This window comes from Thiothrix winogradskyi, assembly GCF_021650935.1.
GTDB lineage: Bacteria > Pseudomonadota > Gammaproteobacteria > Thiotrichales > Thiotrichaceae > Thiothrix > Thiothrix winogradskyi.
This window is the reverse complement of the sequence record NZ_CP091244.1, coordinates 3,872,511-3,893,409: the sequence shown is the minus strand read 5'-3', so window position 1 is coordinate 3,893,409 and position 20,899 is coordinate 3,872,511. Positions and strand designations below refer to the sequence as shown.

The 20,899-nt window shown below is 51.9% G+C and carries 21 protein-coding genes, 1 other RNA gene and 2 pseudogenes; 18 read left to right on the top strand and 6 right to left on the bottom strand.

Annotation, left to right across the window (positions count from 1 at the left end):
- Positions 1-28: 28 nt before the first annotated feature.
- Both L2Y54_RS19290 and L2Y54_RS19285 read left to right on the top strand, forming a co-directional pair.
- A complete protein-coding gene (locus L2Y54_RS19290) occupies positions 29-1,249 on the top strand; it encodes a DUF1015 domain-containing protein (RefSeq protein ID WP_236498307.1) in 1,221 nt (406 codons plus the stop codon).
- 78 nt (positions 1,250-1,327) lie between these two features.
- A complete protein-coding gene (locus L2Y54_RS19285) occupies positions 1,328-2,116 on the top strand; it encodes a hypothetical protein (protein ID WP_236498306.1) in 789 nt (262 codons plus the stop codon).
- Here L2Y54_RS19285 and lepB read toward each other — a convergent pair.
- A complete protein-coding gene (gene lepB / locus L2Y54_RS21780; RefSeq protein WP_311196207.1) occupies positions 2,113-3,021 on the bottom strand; it encodes a signal peptidase I in 909 nt (302 codons plus the stop codon). The two genes, L2Y54_RS19285 and lepB, sit on opposite strands and share 4 nt — an antisense overlap.
- A 131-nt stretch (positions 3,022-3,152) precedes the next feature.
- Between lepB and L2Y54_RS19270 the strand changes: the two genes are divergently transcribed.
- Genes L2Y54_RS19270 through mnmC form a run of 3 tightly spaced genes read left to right on the top strand, consistent with a single transcriptional unit; the run spans position 3,153 to position 5,783 of the window.
- Positions 3,153-3,434 (top strand): hypothetical protein, encoded by a 282-nt coding sequence (locus tag L2Y54_RS19270; protein WP_236498305.1) that lies wholly within the window; start codon positions 3,153-3,155, stop codon positions 3,432-3,434.
- Positions 3,409-3,861: a type II toxin-antitoxin system VapC family toxin gene (locus L2Y54_RS19265; RefSeq protein WP_236498304.1), complete on the top strand. Its 453-nt coding sequence runs from the start codon at positions 3,409-3,411 to the stop codon at positions 3,859-3,861. The genes L2Y54_RS19270 and L2Y54_RS19265 overlap by 26 nt, the downstream gene beginning before the upstream one ends.
- A gap of 26 nt (positions 3,862-3,887) precedes the next feature.
- Entirely contained in the window at positions 3,888-5,783 is a 1,896-nt protein-coding gene (gene mnmC / locus L2Y54_RS19260) for a bifunctional tRNA (5-methylaminomethyl-2-thiouridine)(34)-methyltransferase MnmC2/FAD-dependent 5-carboxymethylaminomethyl-2-thiouridine(34) oxidoreductase MnmC1 (RefSeq protein ID WP_236498303.1), read from the top strand.
- On the opposite strand, the gene L2Y54_RS19255 is transcribed toward mnmC, so the two are convergent.
- The gene (locus L2Y54_RS19255; RefSeq protein WP_236498302.1) at positions 5,780-6,241 is read right to left on the bottom strand and encodes a hypothetical protein; all 462 of its coding nucleotides are present in this window, start codon (positions 6,239-6,241) and stop codon (positions 5,780-5,782) included. The genes mnmC and L2Y54_RS19255 overlap by 4 nt on opposite strands.
- Positions 6,231-6,674 (bottom strand): hypothetical protein, encoded by a 444-nt coding sequence (locus tag L2Y54_RS19250; protein WP_236498301.1) that lies wholly within the window; start codon positions 6,672-6,674, stop codon positions 6,231-6,233. The genes L2Y54_RS19255 and L2Y54_RS19250 overlap by 11 nt, the downstream gene beginning before the upstream one ends.
- A gap of 193 nt (positions 6,675-6,867) precedes the next feature.
- Between L2Y54_RS19250 and L2Y54_RS19245 the strand changes: the two genes are divergently transcribed.
- The 7 genes from L2Y54_RS19245 to L2Y54_RS19215 all read left to right on the top strand — a co-directional run bounded on the left by L2Y54_RS19245 (position 6,868) and on the right by L2Y54_RS19215 (position 10,393).
- Positions 6,868-7,560, top strand: a complete 693-nt coding sequence (locus tag L2Y54_RS19245) for a c-type cytochrome (protein ID WP_236498300.1) — start codon at positions 6,868-6,870, stop codon at positions 7,558-7,560.
- 413 nt (positions 7,561-7,973) lie between these two features.
- Positions 7,974-8,338, top strand: a transfer-messenger RNA (tmRNA) gene (ssrA, locus tag L2Y54_RS19240).
- Positions 8,339-8,502: 164 nt separating this feature from the next.
- Positions 8,503-8,841: an Arm DNA-binding domain-containing protein gene (locus tag L2Y54_RS19235; RefSeq protein WP_236498298.1), complete on the top strand. Its 339-nt coding sequence runs from the start codon at positions 8,503-8,505 to the stop codon at positions 8,839-8,841.
- Positions 8,838-9,170 carry a type II toxin-antitoxin system HicB family antitoxin gene (locus L2Y54_RS19230; RefSeq protein WP_236498294.1) on the top strand — a complete coding sequence of 111 codons (333 nt, stop codon included), beginning with the start codon at positions 8,838-8,840 and terminating at the stop codon, positions 9,168-9,170. The genes L2Y54_RS19235 and L2Y54_RS19230 overlap by 4 nt, the downstream gene beginning before the upstream one ends.
- Positions 9,171-9,276: 106 nt before the next feature.
- The gene (locus L2Y54_RS19225) at positions 9,277-9,564 is read left to right on the top strand and encodes a DUF4258 domain-containing protein (protein ID WP_236498296.1); all 288 of its coding nucleotides are present in this window, start codon (positions 9,277-9,279) and stop codon (positions 9,562-9,564) included.
- A gap of 12 nt (positions 9,565-9,576) precedes the next feature.
- Positions 9,577-10,026 carry a helix-turn-helix domain-containing protein gene (locus L2Y54_RS19220; protein ID WP_236498295.1) on the top strand — a complete coding sequence of 150 codons (450 nt, stop codon included), beginning with the start codon at positions 9,577-9,579 and terminating at the stop codon, positions 10,024-10,026.
- A 34-nt stretch (positions 10,027-10,060) separates the two neighbouring features.
- A complete protein-coding gene (locus L2Y54_RS19215) occupies positions 10,061-10,393 on the top strand; it encodes a type II toxin-antitoxin system HicB family antitoxin (protein WP_236498294.1) in 333 nt (110 codons plus the stop codon).
- 231 nt (positions 10,394-10,624) lie between these two features.
- Here L2Y54_RS19215 and L2Y54_RS19210 read toward each other — a convergent pair.
- A pseudogene (locus L2Y54_RS19210) lies at positions 10,625-11,663 on the bottom strand (IS5 family transposase).
- 137 nt (positions 11,664-11,800) lie between these two features.
- On the opposite strand from L2Y54_RS19210, the gene L2Y54_RS19205 reads away from it, so the two are divergent.
- Together L2Y54_RS19205 and L2Y54_RS19200 are read left to right on the top strand one after the other, a co-directional pair.
- Positions 11,801-12,340 (top strand): hypothetical protein, encoded by a 540-nt coding sequence (locus tag L2Y54_RS19205; RefSeq protein WP_236498293.1) that lies wholly within the window; start codon positions 11,801-11,803, stop codon positions 12,338-12,340.
- A complete protein-coding gene (locus L2Y54_RS19200) occupies positions 12,337-14,289 on the top strand; it encodes a DUF927 domain-containing protein (protein ID WP_236498292.1) in 1,953 nt (650 codons plus the stop codon). The genes L2Y54_RS19205 and L2Y54_RS19200 overlap by 4 nt, the downstream gene beginning before the upstream one ends.
- Here L2Y54_RS19200 and L2Y54_RS19195 read toward each other — a convergent pair.
- Both L2Y54_RS19195 and L2Y54_RS19190 read right to left on the bottom strand, forming a co-directional pair.
- Positions 14,286-15,154: pseudogene (locus tag L2Y54_RS19195) on the bottom strand (IS982 family transposase). The gene L2Y54_RS19200 and the pseudogene L2Y54_RS19195 overlap by 4 nt on opposite strands.
- 598 nt (positions 15,155-15,752) lie before the next feature.
- Complete coding sequence (locus L2Y54_RS19190; RefSeq protein ID WP_236498291.1) at positions 15,753-16,733, bottom strand: hydrolase; 981 nt, start codon at positions 16,731-16,733, stop codon at positions 15,753-15,755.
- A gap of 42 nt (positions 16,734-16,775) precedes the next feature.
- On the opposite strand from L2Y54_RS19190, the gene hisC reads away from it, so the two are divergent.
- The 4 genes from hisC (at position 16,776) to L2Y54_RS19170 (ending at position 20,892) form a co-directional block, all read left to right on the top strand.
- Positions 16,776-17,828, top strand: a complete 1,053-nt coding sequence (hisC, locus tag L2Y54_RS19185; protein WP_236498290.1) for a histidinol-phosphate transaminase — start codon at positions 16,776-16,778, stop codon at positions 17,826-17,828.
- Entirely contained in the window at positions 17,825-18,580 is a 756-nt protein-coding gene (locus L2Y54_RS19180) for a Nif3-like dinuclear metal center hexameric protein (protein ID WP_236498289.1), read from the top strand. Before hisC ends, L2Y54_RS19180 begins: the two co-directional genes overlap by 4 nt.
- A gap of 282 nt (positions 18,581-18,862) precedes the next feature.
- Positions 18,863-19,465: a ubiquinol-cytochrome c reductase iron-sulfur subunit gene (gene petA, locus L2Y54_RS19175; RefSeq protein ID WP_236498288.1), complete on the top strand. Its 603-nt coding sequence runs from the start codon at positions 18,863-18,865 to the stop codon at positions 19,463-19,465.
- Entirely contained in the window at positions 19,465-20,892 is a 1,428-nt protein-coding gene (locus L2Y54_RS19170; RefSeq protein WP_236498287.1) for a cytochrome b, read from the top strand. Before petA ends, L2Y54_RS19170 begins: the two co-directional genes overlap by 1 nt.
- Positions 20,893-20,899 lie beyond the last annotated feature (7 nt).

Genomic DNA, 20,899 nt, shown 5'->3' with positions numbered 1-20,899 from the left:
CTTTTAGCGTTGTAGGAAGTGTTCCAAGATGAATCTGATTGCGCCATTTAAAGGCTTGCGCCCAGCACCGGGTCGTGCCGCTGAAGTGATTGCCCCGCCGTATGATGTGCTGAATTCTGCGGAAGCACGCGAGCGGGCAGCAGGCAAACCCTGGAGTTTTTTGCATGTCTCTAAGCCGGAAATTGATTTGCCGGTAGATACCGACCCGTATAGCCCTGTCGTGTATGCCAAAGCTGCTGAAAATCTGGCGCGTACCATTGATGCGGGCCTGTTAGTGCGGGACGCACAGCCTTGCTATTACGCTTACCGCTTGATTATGAACGGGCATTCGCAAACCGGTTTGGTGGCAGGTGCGTCGGTGGCGGATTACGATACCAATCGAATTCGCAAGCACGAATTTACCCGCCCGGTGAAAGAAGATGATCGGGTACGCCAGATTGATGCGGTGAATGCGCAAACCGGGCCGGTATTGCTGGCTTACCCGGATACCCCTGAAGTGGACGCAATTTTGGCGGCGGCTTCGCAAGCGGAACCGGCGTTGGACGTGACGGCTGATGATGGTATTCAACACACGCTGTGGGTGATTGATGATGCGGCAGCCATTGCGCAATTGACGGCGGCGTTTAATGCGATGCCCGCGCTGTATATTGCGGATGGGCATCACCGTTCGGCATCAGCGTCGCGGATTGCGAAAATGCGTAACAATCAGCAAGGGTCTGATTTCTTCCTCTCGGTGATTTTCCCCGCGCATCAGATGAAAATCTTCGACTACAACCGCGTGATTAAGGATTTGCACGGGCTTGACCCCACGCAATTCTTGGCGGCGGTTGAGGAACATTTTGCGCTAGAGCCTTCTGCCACGCCGGTTAAGCCGGATGCACCCGGTATTTTTGGGATGTACATGGATAAGCAGTGGTTCAAACTGACGCTTAACCCTGAACTGATGCCCAATGACGATCCGGTAGCGCGTTTGGATGTAAGCCGCTTGGCGCGTTATTTAATCGACCCGATCTTGGGCATTAGCGACCCGCGTCGCGATGACCGCATTGATTTTGTGGGCGGAATTCGCGGTTTGGCTGGTTTGGAAAAGCGCGTGGATAGTGGTGAAATGGCAGTCGCTTTCTCGCTTTACGCGACCAGTATGCAAGACCTGATGGCGGTAGCCGATAACAATGATGTAATGCCGCCCAAGTCCACTTGGTTTGAGCCGAAACTGGCGGATGGCGTGGTGTCTTACATGCTGGGTTAAACCGCAGTCTGACAGAGTGGGCTAAATTTGCCCGCTCTGTTGCTTGTGTGTATCAGGAACCACTTATATACTCACGGCATGAAACATACTAACACCAAGAGCAAATCAGCTCACCACGTGAATGTTGGACTGGATGTCTTCGGCAATGCCATTCCTGAAATAAAATCCGCACAGGTGGAAGGGACGGGCAAAGCTATCGCCATGCGCATTGTCAAACGCCAAGACATGGTGCTGAAGCCTAGCCCGAAACGGGTACGCGCAGCGACGCGGGTAAAAAAATCCACTTCCAAAGCCTTGATAGCCGTTACCCCCAATCTGTTGGAACGTTTAGTGCCTTGGTGGGTGCAAGCCAAGCCAGCGCTTGAACACCCGCCAGCGGTCGATGGGGTAAACGAACGTTTGGAACACGCTTTCAAACGCTTGCACCACGAATTCAATGAACGTGAGCAAAAACTCGAAGCCAAAATGCATGAGTTGCAGCACGTACAGCAAACCTTGGCAGCGACCAAAACCAAACGCCAAGTCTGGTTAGTGCCGCTGGTATTGGTGGCAGGGGCGGCAGGTGGCTATATGATGTACATTATGAGCAGTATGCAAGCTTCGATGATCACGATGTCGGGCAATATCAACACCATGAACGGTCACATCGGCACGATGGCAACCGATACGCAAACCATGGCGTACAGCACCCAGTCGATGAACCAGTCGATGTATTACATGAATAATAATGTCGCCTATATGAGTGGCAATGTGGCGCAAATGAACCAGCAAGTGGGCACATTGGCGCAAGCCGCCGCGCCGATGGGGGAAGCCGCTGCGACGGTCAGCCCGTTTATGAAAGTGTTTAAGTCGTTCATGCCGTTTTAATGCAGCGCTTTGCCGATGCGTTCCCAGCGTATCGTATTGCCTTCGGCTGAAAACCAGATTTGCCGCGCTTTGCCGATTACGTCCTGCAAGGGGATTGTGCCGAAAAAGCGTGAATCGTTGCTATCCGTGCGATTATCCCCTAATACGAACACTTTTCCGTGCGGAACTGTTAGATCCGTTTGGGGCAGTTGCGCCTGCTGATTATTCCAGAAAACTTGCCAACTGTGTTCCCCGCTGGTTTCGGTGACGAGTAAACCGTGTGCGCCCGTGGTGATGTGTTGGCGCAGCGATTTGCCGTTCACCGCAACATCCGCGCCTTTGATTTTCACCTTATCCCCCGGTAGTCCGATAATGCGTTTGATGAAATAGGTATTGCGGCTGTCGGGGTAGATGAAAATGGCAATGTCGCCGCGTTGCACGGGGTGCGTTGCACCGATGCGGTTGTAGCGCTTGTCGGCAAACAATAGATCGTATTTCAGCACAGTGGGATTCATGCTGTTAGAGGGGACAAGGAAAGCTTCGACGCGGTGTCGTTGCACGTAATCACTGAGCATTGGCAGGGCGATTAGGCTGCACACCACCCACACCAAACCGTATACGCCTGCGCTTTGCCAGCTTTTGAGGGTGTATTCACGCTGACAGCGAGCGCTGCGGAAAGCATTTGTAATGCTATAGAGCCAGAGTATTAGGAGCGAAAATACCCCGATGATGAGCGCGGGCAGTGTCCAACTGATGGGCAGGTATAGTCCGATTACCACAATGCCCAACACACTTAGCAGCCCGAAACCTAGCAACAACCAGACGGTTTTGTGCCATTCGCCGTTATAAAGCTGCCCTAAACCGGGTAATAGCAGGGATAAGAGTGCGGCGAGGAGGGGTTTGCGGGGTTTGTAGGTGGTTTGCATGGGGGATTCCTGTTTTGTTGGGGGGAGTGTAGATGGTTTTGGCGGGGGATTGGGGATTTTTGGCTGGACGGTGACAGGTGGTAATGGTCATGTTATGATGTATGACGTGTTATCACTAATGGTATGACAAAATGAACGAGCTAAGAATCAGTGCACGATTGGATGAACAAACGGCTAACGATTTGCAGTTTTTGCGCGAAATGTTGGGTGATAAATCCATTACCGAAGTTCTGAAATATTCGCTGCAACAGGTGGCGCAAGATTTGCGTGATCGGGCGGAAGCAAAGCGTCAGAAGCAGATTTGGCGTGACAGCGGTTTCATTGGTGCGTTTGATGGGCCTGAAGACTTGTCGAGCAATTACAAACAGTATTTGGCGAGTATGCTCGATGCAAAATACCCATCCGAGAAATAGTATTATCGCCGATAGCGGTTTTTGGGTAGCTCTGCATAACCAGAAAGACAAATTCCATGCGGAGGCTTTGGATGCACTGGATCGTTATGAAGAGTATCGATTCCTGACAACGTGGCCTGTGTTGGCGGAAGCCAGTCATTTGCTGTATGGGCGGGTCGGTTTTGATGCACAGATGTTGTTTTTGCACAATATTGAGCAAGGAGGCTCGGATGTTTTTCATTTGGTCGAGCCTTGGCATCTGCGACGTATTCGCGAATTGATGTACAAATATCAAAACCTTCCAATGGATTTGGCGGATGCTTCGCTGGTGATTCTGGCAGAAGAGCTGGGGCATGGGCACATCCTTTCCACCGATCAGCGTGATTTCAACACATACCGTTGGAAGAACTACCAACCCTTCACTAACCTATTGTTTCCTCATGGCTGACTTGTTTAGCCCGTAACATTACTCCTATGCATGAACTAACCCCCGCCCACATCGAACGCGACCCCAACGGCACACCCTACGCGCCCGCCTTCGCCGACTGCTACTGTTCCCTGCAAGACGGCTTGGCAGAAACCCGCCATGTCTTCCTGCAAGGCAACCAACTCCCGCAACGTTGGCAAGGCAAGGCGCAATTCACCATCGCCGAAACCGGCTTCGGCACGGGTTTAAACTTCCTCGCCACTTGGCAGGCATGGCAAGCCGACCCACAGCGTTGCCCCCGCTTGCATTTCATTTCCATTGAAAAGCACCCGATTCAACCCGCGACCTTGCGTGAATTACTGGCAAACTACCCAGAATTACAGGGTTACGCCCGCGAACTCCTCGCCCATTACCCCCCACTGCTTGCCGGATTCCATCGCCTGCATTTCGCGCAAGGTCGCCTGACGTTGACCCTGTGTTTTATGGACGTGCAAGCCGCCCTCGCCGAACTCGTCGCCCGCGTCGATGCATGGTATCTGGATGGCTTTGCCCCCGCCCGCAACCCCGCGATGTGGGCATTACCTGTCATGCAAGGCATTGCCCGCCTTAGCCATGCTGACACCACGTTGGCAACCTTTACCGCCGCCAGTGAAGTACGCCGCACCCTGCAAGCCGCCGGTTTTCACGTCACCAAGTGCAAAGGTTTTGGCAAAAAACGCGAAATGCTCACCGCTACCTTGCCTGCGGAACACCTCAGCGCTGACCTTGAACCTTGGTACGCCCTGCCAGAACCCGCCACACCCACTCACGCCACCGTCATTGGCGGTGGAATCGCAGGCTGCCAAATCGCGCACGCGCTGGCACAACGTGGCTGGCAAGTCACCGTGTACGAACGCCACGCCCGCCTTGCGATGGAAGCATCCGGCAACCGTGCAGGCGTGCTAACCCCGAAAATGACAGCGGAAGCAGGCTGGGGCGAAACCTTTTACCGCCAAGCGTTTGTGTTTGCCATGCAGCAAATTCGCCAACTGCAAGCAGCGGGGCAGGTGATCGACTGGGCGCAATGCGGCGCGTTGCAACTGGCACACGAACCGCGTGAAGCGGCGCGTCAGCAGGCGATTCAGGCGCGTGAATTGCCTGCCGATTTCATCCAGATTCTCGATCAGGCGGAGGCTTCCGCAGTGGCGGGGATTCCGTTGCCGAGCGGCGCGAGTTATTTCCCGCAAGCAGGTTGGCTGAATCCTGCCAGTTTGTGTGCGGCGTTGGTGGCGCACCCCAATATTGACGTGCGCACCCTGACCGATGCCAACACGTTGCCGGTGGATGGTGTGACGATTATTGCCAGCGGGCGTGAGGCGGATCAATTTGCCGCGAGTCAGTTTCTGCCCTTTATGCCGGTATTGGGGCAAACCAGCGTAGCGAGCGCTTCAGCGTTTAGCCAGCAATTGAAAACCACCTTAGGGCACGAAGGCTACCTGACCCCAGCGTTGGCGGGGCAACATATTTTCGGGGCAACGTTTGTGCGCCATGTGCGCGAACCGAAGCTGGATGTTGCCGCCGATACCGTGAATCACCAGCAATTGGCGCAGTATCTGCCTGAGTTTGCCGCCTCACTCGGTACGGTGGTGTCCAGCCACGCGGCAATTCGCATGACAACGCCGGATCGTTACCCAGTGGTGGGAGCGTTGCCGGATACGGCATTTTTCCAGCAAACCTACGCCGAGTTACGGCATGGTCGGGCGAACCAGTCGTTTCCACTGGCGCGTTATCAGTCGGGTGTGTGGATAGCAGCGGGTTTCGGTTCGCGTGGTCTTACCACCAGCGGTTTGGGTGCGGAATTGTTGGCGGCGTTGCTGACGGGGGAACCGTTGCCGGTGCAGGCAACCTTGTATCGCCATTTGCATCCGGCACGGTTTCTGATGCGTGCGCTGAAACGCGGTTAAGGTTCGGCGGGCTTGGCGACGTGTTGCGGTGGGCGCAATTTGTCGATCTCTGTATCGAGCGCTTGATTGCTGGCCTGACCTTCAATCAGGGTTTGTTGCAGGCGCGTGTTTTCTTGCTCCAGCGCTTGTACTTGCTGCACGATTTCTTGCAGGGATTCGCGCATCTTGTCGTAGCGGGTGCGTTCCTCCGGGGGCAACTTTGCCAGATCCTCCGGTGTCATGTCGGGAATGCTGAACGGTGATGCGGTAGGTTCCGTCGCTACTGTCGGGGCAGCAGTTACTGCGGGTTCAGGTGCTGCTTTTGGCGCGGGGTCTGGTTCTTTGAAGGGGCTGGTTAGCACCTGTGCCTGTTCTTGATGGATTGGCTCGGCGGGTGGTAAATACAGCATGACGCCCCCCACAAGCAATAGGAGTGAGGTCAGCACGCCAATAACAGTAATCGGGTTTTTAGTGGGCATGGGTAAACAGCTTTTGCCACCAGTGGCGGCGGTTAGTGGGTTGTGGGAGTGCGGCAGGTAGGTCGATTGGCTGCATTTTAGAGAGTATCCAGCCCGGCAACGGTGGGTTGCCACTGGAGCCACACACAGACCCCAGATGATTCGGATCAAACACCTTAATATAACGGGGTTGTTGCATATCATCGGTATACACAATGCCGCAATAATCTTCTTGGTGTTCGCGGTGCAACAAGATGTTCAGCTCGTGGATGATGGTTTCTAACGCGGTGTCAGTTTGCGGGGTGCTGGGTGGTGTTTCCCCCACTGCGTAAATATACCAACCCTCTTGTTTGGTCATGAGCACCCGTAGCCAGAGTTCATCCAATTGATGCCAGCGCAATACGCCGAAAAAACTGCCCCGGAAGGCTTGTAAAAAAGGGTGTGTTTCGCTCATGATGTTTTGACTTGCCGCTCTTTTAAAGAATGTCAGCATAATTCGCAGCGGGGGGATACTCAAGCCAGAAAACGTTTTTGAATACACTTAATTGACATCGCTATGAGCGTCTATTACGATGCCCGACCATTGATATTCTTTTCACAATAATGTAATTCAAAGTCCTATACGACAAATCAGGAGATCGCTAGTCATGAAAAAAATCACCATCAGTATTTCTGCTCTGTTTTTAACGCTGGGCGTTCTGAGCGGCTGTGGCGAAAAAGAAGCGCCAAAAGCTGAGGCTCCAAAAGCTGAAGCGCCTGCGGCTGCACAAAAACCTGCTGAACCAGCAGCTCCAGCAGCAGCAACTGCTCCAGCAGCAGCGCCAGCCCCAGCGGCGGAGACTGCACCAGCAATGGCTAATCCAATGACTGCCATGACTGATGCTACTAAAGCAGCCGGTGACGCGGTTTCAAAAGCGGCTGATGCGACGACTCAAGCAGTCGGTGATACCGCTAAAGCAGCAGGCGATGCAGCCACTAAGGCGGCTGACGCTACGACGGCGGCAGCGGGCGATGCTGCTAAAGCAGTCGGTGATACTGCTAATAAAGCGGCTGATGCTACAGCTACAGCGGCAACCGGCGCGGTAGTAGCGGCAGGTGCGGTTGATGGTGAAAAAATTTACAAAGGTCTGTGCTTCAGTTGCCATGACATGGGTATTGCTGGCGCACCTAAGTTAGGCGATAAAGCTGCATGGGCACCACGTATCGCTACTGGTAATGATGCGATGTATGCTACTTCCATCAATGGTAAAGGCGCGATGCCAGCAAAAGGTGGCAACCCAGCGTTGTCTGATGCAGAAGTGAAAGCAGCCGTTGACTTCATGGTTGCACAATCAAAGTAATGACTCCTTTGATTTGATGCAATAAAGAAGCCCCGTTATGGGGCTTTTTTATTGCTGGCGTAATGATTAGATGAGGTGGTATGCCACCATTAGATTGATCATTGCCACTGAGATTAGTATTAAAATAAATTTATATTCAATATCCATAACGATACACCTGATTGTTTTTATTAGTTAATTTCCATTTGCTCTTGCAGTGATTGGTAAATCACTCCTCTCCATCAGTGAGGAATAGTTTAGCTGTGGCTGAATTAATAAACGCTTAATAATTGTGTGTTTTATGGCCATTCTGGGCGACCCTTTAGGCTCTTGTTTGCCGTTGATCAGTTAAATCGGTGCGATTTTGCGGAACTGCATGACACTGGCTGTGTCAAACCGTATAATGACAAGTCCAGCAACTTTTGCGGAACTACGGGGGCGACTTGGCTTCGACGTGGATCACAAAGTCTGGGGAGCATGTAGTGGATGTGGTGACCACTTAAATTCTAGTCACAAACAATAGTCGCAAACGACGACTCTTACGCTCTCGCCGCTTAATAACCGGTAGTTAGCTGTCTGATCGCTACTGTGCTTATGCAGTACGAATATTCAGGCATCATCCAATCATAAGATCGTGCGGGAGGCTCGCCCAAGGCCAAACCACTAAACAGTATTGGGACAGCCTGTGAGCAGCCTGTCAGTTGGCGGCAATCGGGTTAAATAAACGACTGACTAAACATGTAGTAGCCTTCAGATGGAGGGTTTGCGGACGCGGGTTCAATTCCCGCCGCCTCCACCAAATACCAACTTCATGCCGTTACATGAAGACTCAAAACCCCTTACAGGCGGCAATCTGTAAGGGGTTTTTTGTTGCATGGCGTCGTATCCCGTCGCATGACATCGCACACTTTTGGGGGTGTCTTGGGGGGTATCTTCCAAACTCAGAAAAGCGACACCCCTTTTATGAAACGCAGCTTGAACGACACCGCAGTTAAGAACGCCAAGCCCAAAGACAAAGAATACAAATTGAGCGACGGGGGAGGGTTGTACTTACTGGTTAAGCCCAACGGTTCTAAGTTGTGGCATTACAAGTACAAGCTACAAAAAGAGAAAGTTCTATCCATTGGCAGTTATCCAGAAATCAGCCTGAAGGATGCACGGTTACTGCACGAAGAGGCTAGGGCATTGTGGGCGCGTGGTGTTGATCCATCACAACACAAGCCACACCCCGGCAATGAGGTGATGAAGGCTTATGTCATTCGGCAAGTTCGCGAAAAATTAACAACGGGAGGGATGTTATGAAACTGTTAGAACACAAAGGCTATTACGGCAGCATTGAAGCCTCAGTTGAGGACGGCGTTCTGTACGGCAAGCTCGAATTCATTGCTGCACTGGTTAACTACGAAGGCGAAACCGTGCAAGCGCTCAAAGCAGCGTTTGAAGAAGCCGTTGATGACTACCTAGCCACTTGCGAAGCCAAAGGCTATGCACCTGAATTACCCTGTAAAGGTAGTTTCAATGTGCGTGTCGGTCACGATCTTCACCTAGCAGCGGCGGTGAAGGCTAAAGAACTTGGCATCAGCCTAAACGACTTCGTGCGCAACGCTATCAGCACGGCAACACCCGTATAACCGCAACGCCACCACCAAAGAGCCGGGCAAGTTCCCGGCTTTTTTGCGCCTATCTATCCGCACCGAAAGGCGTTAATATTTAACGGTCAACAAGGCAGGAAAGCACATGACCCCACACCAAGCAAAAGCCATCTTGAACGACCTAGCCAGCGACGGGAGACGGATATTCTTCACCCGTCATGCAGAGGAACGTATGGTGGAGCGGGAAATAACCCGTATGCAGGTTTTACGCTGTTTGCAAGTGGGTAGCTTTGAGGAGGAACCCGCCAAGGATGCGCGGGGAAGTTGGGCAATGCGGCTAAGGCTATTCACCGCAGGCGAATATATCCGCGTGGCGCTTGCCATTGATGAAGATCAGCACGGGAATCTTGCTGTGATTATTACCGTTATCTAGTGAGGTGTTGTTATGTCTGAGTTATTCCATTATCAAAGTTGCGGGCTTGCTAACGTGTGGTTACGCAATGGTTTTGAAAGCCAGCAAACGCCTTACGGTGAAGCGGTGGCGATTGCCGATGTAGCAGGGCTGCACAAGACCATAGGGCTATTCATCACCAACAACCAACCCTTGTTGGATGGGGCGGAAATTCGTTTCTTGCGTAAGGAATTAGACCTTTCCCAAACGATGTTGGGTGAGGTGTTGGGCGTGAGTGAGTCCACCGTGAGGAACTGGGAGGCAGGGCGGCAACCGATCACGGCGGCGGCGGATAGGTTCACCCGTTTGCTGTACCAAGAACACATTCAGGGCAACGCCTATATCAAAGCAATGGTGGAGCGTTTGAGTAAGCTCGACCATGCACGGCACATTCAGCGGCTGGAACTGGAAAGCACCGGGCAGGGCTGGAAAGCGGCGGCTTGAAATCTGTTACAACAATCAAAACCCGATCAATGTTATGAAACTGTTAGAACACAAAGGCTATTACGGCAGCATTGAAGCCTCAGTTGAAGACGGCGTTCTGTACGGCAAGCTCGAATTCATTGCTGCACTGGTTAACTACGAAGGCGAAACCGTGCAAGCGCTCAAAGCAGCGTTTGAAGAAGCCGTTGATGACTACCTAGCCACTTGCGAAGCCAAAGGCTATGCACCTGAATTACCCTGTAAAGGTAGTTTCAATGTGCGTGTTGGTCACGATCTTCACCTAGCGGCGGCGGTGAAGGCTAAAGAACTTGGCATCAGCTTAAACGACTTCGTGCGCAACGCTATCAGCACGGCAACACCCGTATAACCGCAACGCCACCACCAAAGAGCCGGGCAAGTTCCCGGCTTTTTTGCGTCTGTCACCGTGGAAAAGGCTTTCTACTGTTGGGAACCTCTAAAAACCCGGCGTATTGCAACGGTTAGCGTTGGCCTATCGGCATTTTGTTAAAAAAACACCAACCCATCTCAATTTTTAGCACACCAAGCCACAATCAGGTTGTTTTTCCGCATTTTTGCTGTTTTTTCGGGAATTTCTCCATCAAATGGGCACAACTCCGCCCTCTCTGAGCGAACAGAGCCGACGCAGGTTATACACGGTTGCTTTGATGCTGAGGCCGAATACTGCCCGTGCCAACCCAATGCTGCGGATGGCTTTGCCACCCATCGCACAGATTGACCCAAACACATGCTCAACCCGTGCGCGGGGTCTGGCGATGCGGGTGTTGCGGCGTTTCTGGCAGTCGGATTGCGGCTTGCCTTTCTTGGCTTTGTGCTGGATGTGTAACCGCCAGCTACCTTGGTTGAGGCGTTGTTCACGGGATTGGTCTTCATAACCTTTGTCCGCCATACGTCACGGCTGGTGTTGGCTCGGTCAAGCACCGCTTCAAAATGGTTGGTGTCATGCTCTTTGGCGGTGCTGATGTGGCGTTTGCGGATGAGTTTGTATTTCCGATCGGCACTGATACTGAGTTTGTAGCCGTGGTAGCTTTTGCCGTGTTTTTTCGTCCAGCTTGCTTCCGTATCCTTTTGGCGACGTTGGCAGGTGTCCAGCCAGCGGGTGTTGCCGCTTGTTCCAACAGCGCTTTTTCTTCTTTGTGGAAATGTTGTTTAGGGGCTTCCACCAGCGTGGCATCGACGATTTGACCACCACGGGCAATAAAACCGTGTTGTTGTAATTGCCGTTGGACGGCATCAAACAGGGCATCCGCACCACCTGCCGCACTGATCCGTTCACGGAATACCCACAAGGTATTGGCATCCGGGATCGTGCTGGAATGACGCAGGCCACAAAACCGTTGGAACGACAGCCGGTCAAGCAATTGGTATTCCAATGCCTCGTCCGACAGGTTGTACAGGTGTTGCAACACCAAGACCCGTACCATCAGTTCCGTTGGGTAGGGTGGACGGCCTCCTCGCTTGTCACTTGGGCGTGGGGCGATGTGGTCGATTTCTGCTGCCAAGGCGACAAAGTTGACGTGCTGGTTCAGCGTGGACAGCAGGTCGCCCTTGCGGTCGAGTTTCTGTTCACGCTCTTCGGCGGCAAACAGACTGGTTTTGATGGCACTTTTCTTGGGCATGGCTAGTAACGGGGCGGTGGCTCAGATGAGCATTTTCTCACATTTGTGTGGGTATCAGTGGGTTTTTAGAGGTTCCCTATGGTCGGAATCCTGAAAGCCCCTATGTGTTTTTCCATGTATCGGGTCAAGCGGTTGACGTGGTTCTGAAAGACACTGCCAACACATTCTATAAAGCCGACAAACGCGCCAAGGCAGAACGCGAACAGTTAGCCACGGCTAGGGCTGTACAAACCGAAACCCAACGCACCCAACGCCAAGGCGGGCGACTCATAGAAGGGCAGGTTTCCCCGATCACCGCGTTTAACGATGCGCACGACGTGCGGTCTATCCTCACCGCCCACGGCTACCGGGCGACGGGTAGCAAGTTTGTTGCCCCCACAAGTCAATCCGGTATGGCTGGCGTGGTGATCCTGCAAGGGGATGACGGCAAAGAGCGGGCATTCAGCCACCACAGCAATGACCCGATAGCCAACGGGCTGGCACACGATGCGTTTGACCTGTTTTGTATCCTGGCACACGGCGGCGACGAATGGGCAGCTATCCCAGCAGCGGCTAAGTTACTCACCACTAATACGGGTATCAGTCTGCAAGCTCACAATCAAATCACCTACCGCAAACACCGCGCAATGCACAAAGCACGGGCAACACTGGCAACCATTCAGGGGCAAACATCATGAGCGCTACCGCACAAACCACACCAGACACCGATGTATTCAGCGCGTTTGAAGCCAAGGCGCAAGCGGCAACGATGGAAAACTACACCGCGCTACTCGAAGAGCTGGCGGCGTATACGATCAATGATGTTTTTGACCCGGTACAGCGTACCTTGTTGATTGTCGCCCTAGGCAACAACAAAACCTTAGGCGTAGGCAAGCGGGCGGCGGGTAACGCACTCGCAGCCGTGGAAAAAGCCGCGAAACGCGCCACCCAAGGGGAACCGGACGGCATCAAAGGCGGGCGGGGTGTGTACTCACTGAGGGATAACGGCGTGTGGTACAGCAAGCCCACCACCAACGGCTATTCAGAACCCGTGTGCATTTCCCCTCACCTGCAAGTTATTGCAGAAACTTACGATACAACAGACGGCAATAATGGGCGCTTCATTGAATTCAAGGATACGCGGGGCAGGCTCAAAACGTGGGCAATGCCCGCCATATTCGCGGCTGGCGATGGCGTAGAAATTACTAAGTATTTGCGCGGTAACGGGCTGAACTTCGTGTATGGCAATGACAAAGAAATTATTGATTACCTGCTATCGTCCCCGGTCACTGACTTGATGACATGCAGCGACCGCACGGGATGGGTAGATGATGTATTTATCACACCTAAGACAAACTACGGCGAAAATGCAGAGCGATACACCTACCAACCCACCAGCGTGATTGATAACAAGATCGGGCAAGCGGGAACGCTGGCAGACTGGCAAGCCAATGTTGCACGGTATGCGCAAGGCAACCCGTTAACGATGTTGGCTTTATCCAGTGCGTTTACCGGCGCATTGCTCAAACAGTCGGGAATGATGGGGTTCGGCTTGCACTTGTGGAGTAGTTCCAGCGATGGCAAAAGCACCACCATGAAAACAGCTTGCAGCGTGTGGGGTAGCGAATTCTGGCAGCAGTGGCTATCAACCTCAGTCGGTATTGAGGGCAGCGCATACGCCCACAATGATCTATTTCTAGCACTCGATGAAATCGGCGAAGCGACCGCGCAAACCGTTAGCGCCACAGCCTACGCACTGGCAAACGGCGAAGGCAAGCGGCGGGGCGGGCGTGACGGTAACGCCAAGATCACAAAGAAATGGCGCGTGGTGTTTTTGTCTACTGGTGAAAAGTCGCTTGATGCACTCATGAAGGAAGCGGGCATGGTCACAAGGGCAGGGCAAGAGGTGCGCATGATTAACGTGCGCAGCGATGCATGGAAGCATGGCGCGTTTAATGACTTGCACGGCATGGGAAACGGTTCTGTGTTCGCTGAAATGTTGGAAGCTAACACCAAAAAGTATTACGGCACGGCGGGCGATGCGTGGCTTTATGCGATCACGCAACCGGGCGGGATCCCTGATGACATTAGCCAAGCTATTGACGCAATCCGGGAGACAATGCTACCCGAAGACGCAAGCGGACAAGTACGGCGCGTGGCTCGACAATTTGCCCTAATTGCTTACGCGGGCGAACTGGCAACCAAGCACGGCATTACCGGATGGAAAGCGGGAGAGGCTACCGCAGCGGCTAAAGAGTGCTTTGATTCATGGGTAGATGACTTCGGCGGGGCAGATGGCAAGCGCGAACACCGCCAAGTTATTGAAGCCGTTGAATCCTTTCTGTTTTCGCAAATTTCACGGTTTCAGGGAACAAATCTTAGTGAAGGTTCTGTTTACAACATTAAAGATCGAGTTGGATTTGTACGCAACAGACCCGAAGAAGACGGCGCTTTCCTTGTGCCAACGGCGCAATTGGTAAAGCTGGCAGAGGGTTACAGCAAAGAGCAAATCATTGCAGCACTTCGGACAGTGGATATGATCAACGCACCCGACAAAGACGGGAAGAACGCCATAAACATTTCCTTACGTGCGGAAGACAAAGACCTTAATGAACCTGAGTTCGGGATAAGCCATCCCTCAATTTAGATCACAACCAATGCTGATGTTTTTAAATCCAGTGCTGGTTTTTTATCTTGATAGGCATATGACACCAAGCCAGCAATGATGTTAATCATATAGTTAGTGAGTGAACGGTGGCGTGAATGCTCAATTTGTGAAATATTTTTCAACTGATCATTGATGGTTTCGATGATGCTCCGTTTACGCAACATCAGTGTATCGAACGTGTCACGCGCCACGGGTTTCATGTTTTTCTTCAGCGAGGTAATCCATTCAACCCCTTGCTCTGCCAACGATTCTGTCAATGCCTTGGAAATGTAGCCACGATCACCAAAGACTTTGCCGACCACTTTTTTCAGCAACGTGGAACGGGCTTACGGTCATCGGTATTACCCGAAGTAATGGCAAACGATAAAATATTGCCGCAGTCATCCACGACCAAATGAAGTTTGAACCCATAAAACCAGCCTGTTGACGATTTACCCCGCCCTGCGTCTTTGCGAAAGGTGTGATGACGTGGAATACGCAAATTTTCACAGACTTTCAAAGGGGTAGAGTCTATGAAGGCAATACCTCGCCCCGTTTCACAGCGTTGCTGCATAAACAGGGTTAGTGGCAAAAGAACACGCGGCATTAACTCAATAAAACGTTGATAACTAGGGAGTTGCGGGAAATGACCCTTAAGAAATACTTTGACATGACGCTCATAATACCACTTGAAAGTACGATACCCCACTTGGTGGTAATGCACCAAAATCGTCATGATTTCACTATCGCCAAGACCACTGTGGCGACGACGATGCCCGCCTTTCGGGGTCAATAACGTTTTGTTCCATTCGGGATGAAAGTCCTGACAAAAATCGTCAATGGCACAGAATAACCGTGTTAGCATCTCAGTAGCAGCCTTTGGTGGGGTCAATGTTGTGTGTGGTTACTCACATTCTCCCATGAAAGGCTGCGCCTTACCTTATCCCGAACTCAGGTTAATGATGGTAAACGGGGGTTTCGTGGTTTCATCATCACGCCCAGATAACTAGACACCTCTCACCAGCAAATAGCCGCACATGTTGCGGCTTTTTTGTGTGTTACACCTTGTTACACCGCTGTTACACCCTAGCAATGCAATTAAGTTAATGATAATAAAAAGATTAATCCAGCCTGTTACACTGTTACACCTGTTACACCTCAAAACTAAGCATAGCGGTAGAAAAAAAATATTTTTTCTTAATGTTGGGATTCGTTTTTAGTTCGTGTTTTAGGGGTATCGGCGCAAACGGTTCAGCGAAATACCCCCGATAATACCCCCTTGAATGGGTGTCTCCATTGTGGTGATCGAAGGGCAGAAAATGGGGTGAAGTGCACTAAAGGGGGTATCAAGGGGGGTATTGTTAAAAAATAAAAAACATTAAAACTATAAATATCATTATCTTACGTCATAAATTTAGTGGTCGCCGCCACCAAACTGTAACCCCTTGATTTTTAAAGAAAAATTAAGGGGTTTTTTGTTTCTGTTGCAACCGCAAGCGCAACCACTCGATCATCCGCCTTTCCAGCCAATAGTCAGCCCGCCAAGGCACACTACCCGCCACAAAACCCACATGCCCGCCGTGCGTCGTCAATTCCAGCGTGACGCTATCACTCAACATGGCTTCCGTCGGTGCAGTGGTCGAGTACATAAACGGATCATCTTGCGAATGAATAATCAGCGTTGGGGTTTCAATGCGTTGCAGAAATTGCCGCGAACTGCTGCGGCTGTAGTAATCTTCTGCCCCGGCAAAGCCATTCAGCGGCGCGGTAATCTGATCGTCGAAAGCGAACAGCGTCTTGAGTCTGTCCAAATCGACTGATAGCGGGCTGGTCATCTGGCTGAATTTGCGGCGATAGGAGGCCTTGAGTTTGTTGACCAAATAGCGCCCGTAAATGACAGAGAAACCTCGTTCCAGCTTCTGAGCGCATTCCTGTAATTGGAACGGTACGGAAACCGCAATCGCCGCTTGCAAACCAGCGTTCGCGCCCGTTTCGCCAAGGTATTTCAAAATCAAATTGCCACCAAGTGAAAAGCCGATGGCGGCGTTAGGCATTCGTTGGGTTTGCTGCAAATGTGCCAGCACTTCCGAAATGTCAGCCGTGCGCCCCGAATGATAACTTTCTGGTAAGCGATTGTGTTCGTCGCTACAACCGCGCAAATGCATGAAGACACTCGCAAAACCCGCTTGCTGCAACGCTTGCATTAGCGTTTGCACATAATGCGATTGCAGCGAACCTTCCAGCCCATGAATCACCAGCACCAGCGGCGCATCCGCACGCGGATACCAAGCAAGGTCGATGAAATCACCGTCGCTGAGTTCCACCCGTTCGGCTTGCAGGGGCAATTGTACGCGACGGCGCAGAAATACCGGCCACAAGGTTTGGAGGTGAGGTGAGCGTAACCACCACGCGGGGCGAAAGGTCGATTGCTGGATTTGTTTCATCCCTATATCATCACACGTTTATATTCTCCACCGGAAGCACGCATGAGCCAATACTGGAGCAAACTGGTACACAATCTCGACCCGTATGTACCGGGTGAACAGCCGAAAGACCAGCGTTACATCAAGCTGAATACCAACGAATGCCCGTACCCGCCCTCACCGAATGCACTCGCGGCAATCCACGCGGCGGCGGATGAGCGTTTACGGCTTTACCCCGACCCGAATGCGGATGAGCTGAAGGATGCAATTGCCGACTATTACGACGTGCAACGCGCCAATATTTTTGTCGGGAATGGTTCGGATGAGGTATTAGCGCACGTTTTCCAAGGCTTGCTCAAGCACGACGCGCCGTTGCTATACCCGGATATTAGCTACAGTTTTTACCCCGTTTACGCCAATCTTTACCAGATTAATGCGCAACAAATCCCCTTGCGTGAGGATTTTCGGGTGTGCTTGGGCGATTACGCGGTGGATAACGGTGGAATTATTTTCCCCAATCCGAATGCGCCCACCAGCATGGCATTGGGTTTGGATGCGATTGAAGCTTTGTTGCAAACTCACGCGGAATCCGTGGTGGTCGTCGATGAAGCCTACGTCGATTTTGGGGCGCAAACCGCGATTCCGCTGATCGACAAGTACCCGAATTTGTTGGTGGTGCAAACCTTCTCCAAGTCGCGTTCACTGGCGGGTTTGCGGGTGGGCTTTGCGGTGGGGCATCCTGATTTGATCAATGCGCTGGAACGGGTGAAAAATTCCTTCAACTCTTACCCCTTGGGGCGTATGGCGATTGCAGGTGCGGCGGCGGCGATGCGTGATAAGGCGTATTTCGAGGATATTTGCCAGAAAATTATCGCTACCCGTGAGATGACGGTGCAAAGCCTGACCGAGATGGGTTTCAGCGTATTACCGTCAGCGGCGAATTTCGTGTTTGCGCGTCCACCGGCGGGTAATGCGGAAAGCTTGTATTTGGCACTGAAACAGCGCGGTGTGTTGGTGCGTTACTTCAATAAGCCGCGCATTAACGAATACTTGCGGATTACCATTGGTACGGATGAGGAAATGGCAACCTTCCTGAGCGTATTGGCAGAGCTATGAACCTCTACGCACTCGAAACCCACATTAATACCTTGCTGAATGTCGGCAAGTTCCGCGATTACGCGCCGAATGGTTTGCAAGTCGAGGGCAGGGCGGAAGTTAAGCGCATTGTTACGGGTGTCACCGCTTCGCAAGCGTTGTTGGATGCAGCGGTGGAATGCAATGCTGACGCGGTGTTAGTGCATCACGGTTATTTCTGGAAGGGTGAGTCGCAGGTGATTCGCGGCATGAAAAAACGCCGGATTGCGACCTTACTCCAGCATGACATCAGTTTGTTGGGCTATCACTTGCCTTTGGATGCGCATCCGACGCTGGGCAATAACGCGCAATTGGCAAAATTGCTGGGGATTCGCACCGAAGGCGTGATGGATGAACGCGAACTGCAAGGCGTGGGCAATGTCGGTACCTTGGCTGAACCCGTGAGCTTGAGCGCGTTTGGGCAACACGTTGCGGCAGTGCTGGGGCGTGACCCTTTATTGATTGCGGGTGGTGAGCAGCCTATCCAGCGCATTGCATGGTGTAGCGGCGGTGCGCAAGGTTACATCCAGCAAGCGTTTGATCTGGGCGCGGATGCGTACCTGAGCGGTGAAATTTCTGAACACACGGTGCATTTTGCGCGGGAAAACGGCATCCATTACCTGGCAGCGGGGCATCACGCGACTGAGCGTTACGGCATTCAGGCACTGGGAAATCACTTGGCGGAACAGTTTGGGGTGGAACATTGTTTTCTGGACATCAATAACCCCGCCTAAGTCGGGTTTTTTTTTGTGTTTTTATGCTACTATTGCTGCGCTTTGTTGATAGGTGAGCGATGAATGATTTAAATCAAAACGTTTGCGTTTTCTCCATTGCGATTGGGATTTCTGCTTGATTTTAGGCGTGAGTTCCGACATTCTACAAAGTCTTTTAGCATATACTAATATAGCTATGCTTGAGTTAATGGCTCAGATATTTAGTGCGGTTGCAAGCATTATCATGGTGTGTTTGTAGGCGTGCGGCAGGTTAAGTTTTGAACATTTGGGAGAGTGCTAACGATGGCAAATTCTGGAGTAGATAAAGGCCGTCGCCGCGTCCTGATTGCCGCCACATCTGTGGTTGGGGCAGCAGGCGTGGCTGCGGTTGCGGCTCCGTTCCTTAATTCCTGGAACCCTAGTGCGCGGGCGCGAGCCGCTGGTGCACCGGTAGAAGTTCCAGTAGCTAAGGCGGAACCAGGGCAGCAAATTCGTGTAATCTGGCGCGGTAAACCGGTTTGGTTGGTGAATCGTACCCCAGAAATGCTGGCAACCTTGGAAGGGTTGGCTGATGCATTGAAAGACCCGAATTCCGATAACGTGAAACAGCAACCGGAATACGCCAAAAACTTGGCGCGTACCCGTGAAGGTAAAGAGCAATATCTGGTGCTGGTCGGGATTTGTACCCACCTCGGTTGCTCCCCTACCTACCGCCCTGAGTTGGCTCCGGCTGATTTGGGTGAAAACTGGAAAGGTGGTTGGTATTGTGCTTGCCACGGCTCACGCTTTGACTTGGCTGGCCGCGTTTTCAAGAATGTCCCCGCCGGTGCAAACCTTGAAGTACCTCCGTACTACTTCAAAGATGATAACACCATTCTGATCGGTGAAAATGGAGGTGCTGCATAATGGCTGAGCGTCCCGCACACAATTACACAGGTTTCTTGGGTTGGGTCGAAGACCGCTTCCCGATGATGGAAACTTGGCAAGCGCATTTGGCTGGTTACTATGCGCCTAAAAACTTCAACTTCTGGTATTTCTTCGGTTCACTGGCGATGCTGGTACTGGTTATCCAGATTTTTTCCGGTTTGTTCTTGGCATTTCACTACAAACCCGATGCAGCCCTAGCATTTGCTTCAGTAGAATACATTATGCGTGATGTGCCGGGTGGTTGGTTTATCCGCTACATGCACTCTACCGGTGCTTCTGCGTTCTTTATCGTGGTTTACCTGCACATGTTCCGCGCCCTGATCTACGGGTCATACAAAGGCAAGCGTGAACTGATCTGGTTGATCGGTATGGCGATTTATCTGGCGCTGATGGCAACTGCTTTCATGGGCTATTTGCTGCCTTGGGGTCAGATGTCTTACTGGGGTGCGCAGGTTATTATCAACTTGTTTAATACTATTCCAGTGATTGGCGAAGGCTTGTCTACTTGGATTCGTGGTGACTTCGTACTCGGCGATGCAACCCTGAACCGTTTCTTTGCATTGCATTTCTTCCTGCCTTCTCTGGTATTGCCTGCTCTGGTGTTTGTCCACATTGTGGCATTGCACGCGGTTGGTTCTAACAACCCGGATGGCGTTGAAATTAAGCAAGGGCCTAAGGGCAACCGTTGGAGCGAAACGGCTCCGGCTGATGGTATTCCGTTCCACCCTTACTACTCTGTGAAAGACATTTTGGGTGTAGTGGTCTTCCTCATCGGTTTCTTTACGGTGTTGTTCTTCTTCCCGGAAGGCGGCGGTTACTTTATGGAAGCGCCTAACTTCGAGCCTGCTAACGCACTGAAAACACCGCTGCACATTGCACCGGTTTGGTACTTCACACCGTTCTATACTGTACTGCGGGCTATTCCTGACCCATTCTTGGGAACTTTGGCAATGTTCGGTGCAATTGCAGTACTGTTTGTACTGCCCTGGATTGACCGTAACCCGGTTAAATCTTGGCGCTATCGCAACATGGCACACAAGATCAACCTGATTCTGTTTGCTGTGGTGTTCTTCATTTTGGGTTGGATGGGTGTTGAAGCGGTTACTCCAGCTTATAAGGAATTGGGTACACGCATGACCCAAATCTACTTCCTCTTCTTTGTGGTTCTGTGGATTCACAGCACGCCAGCGAAAGCGAAGTATGTCATGTGGTTTGGGATTTTACTGGCGTCGGTCGTGGCTTATGACATTATGTTCCGCTATATCCCTGGTGATGCAGAAGCGACGAACCAAATGCTGATTCAGTTCATTTGGCCAGTAGCTTACTTGGCGCTGACGCTGTTGTTGCCTGCTTTCAAAGCAAGCTGCAATGAAGAAAAACCCGTTCCAGACCGTGTGACAGGTTGAGGTGTAG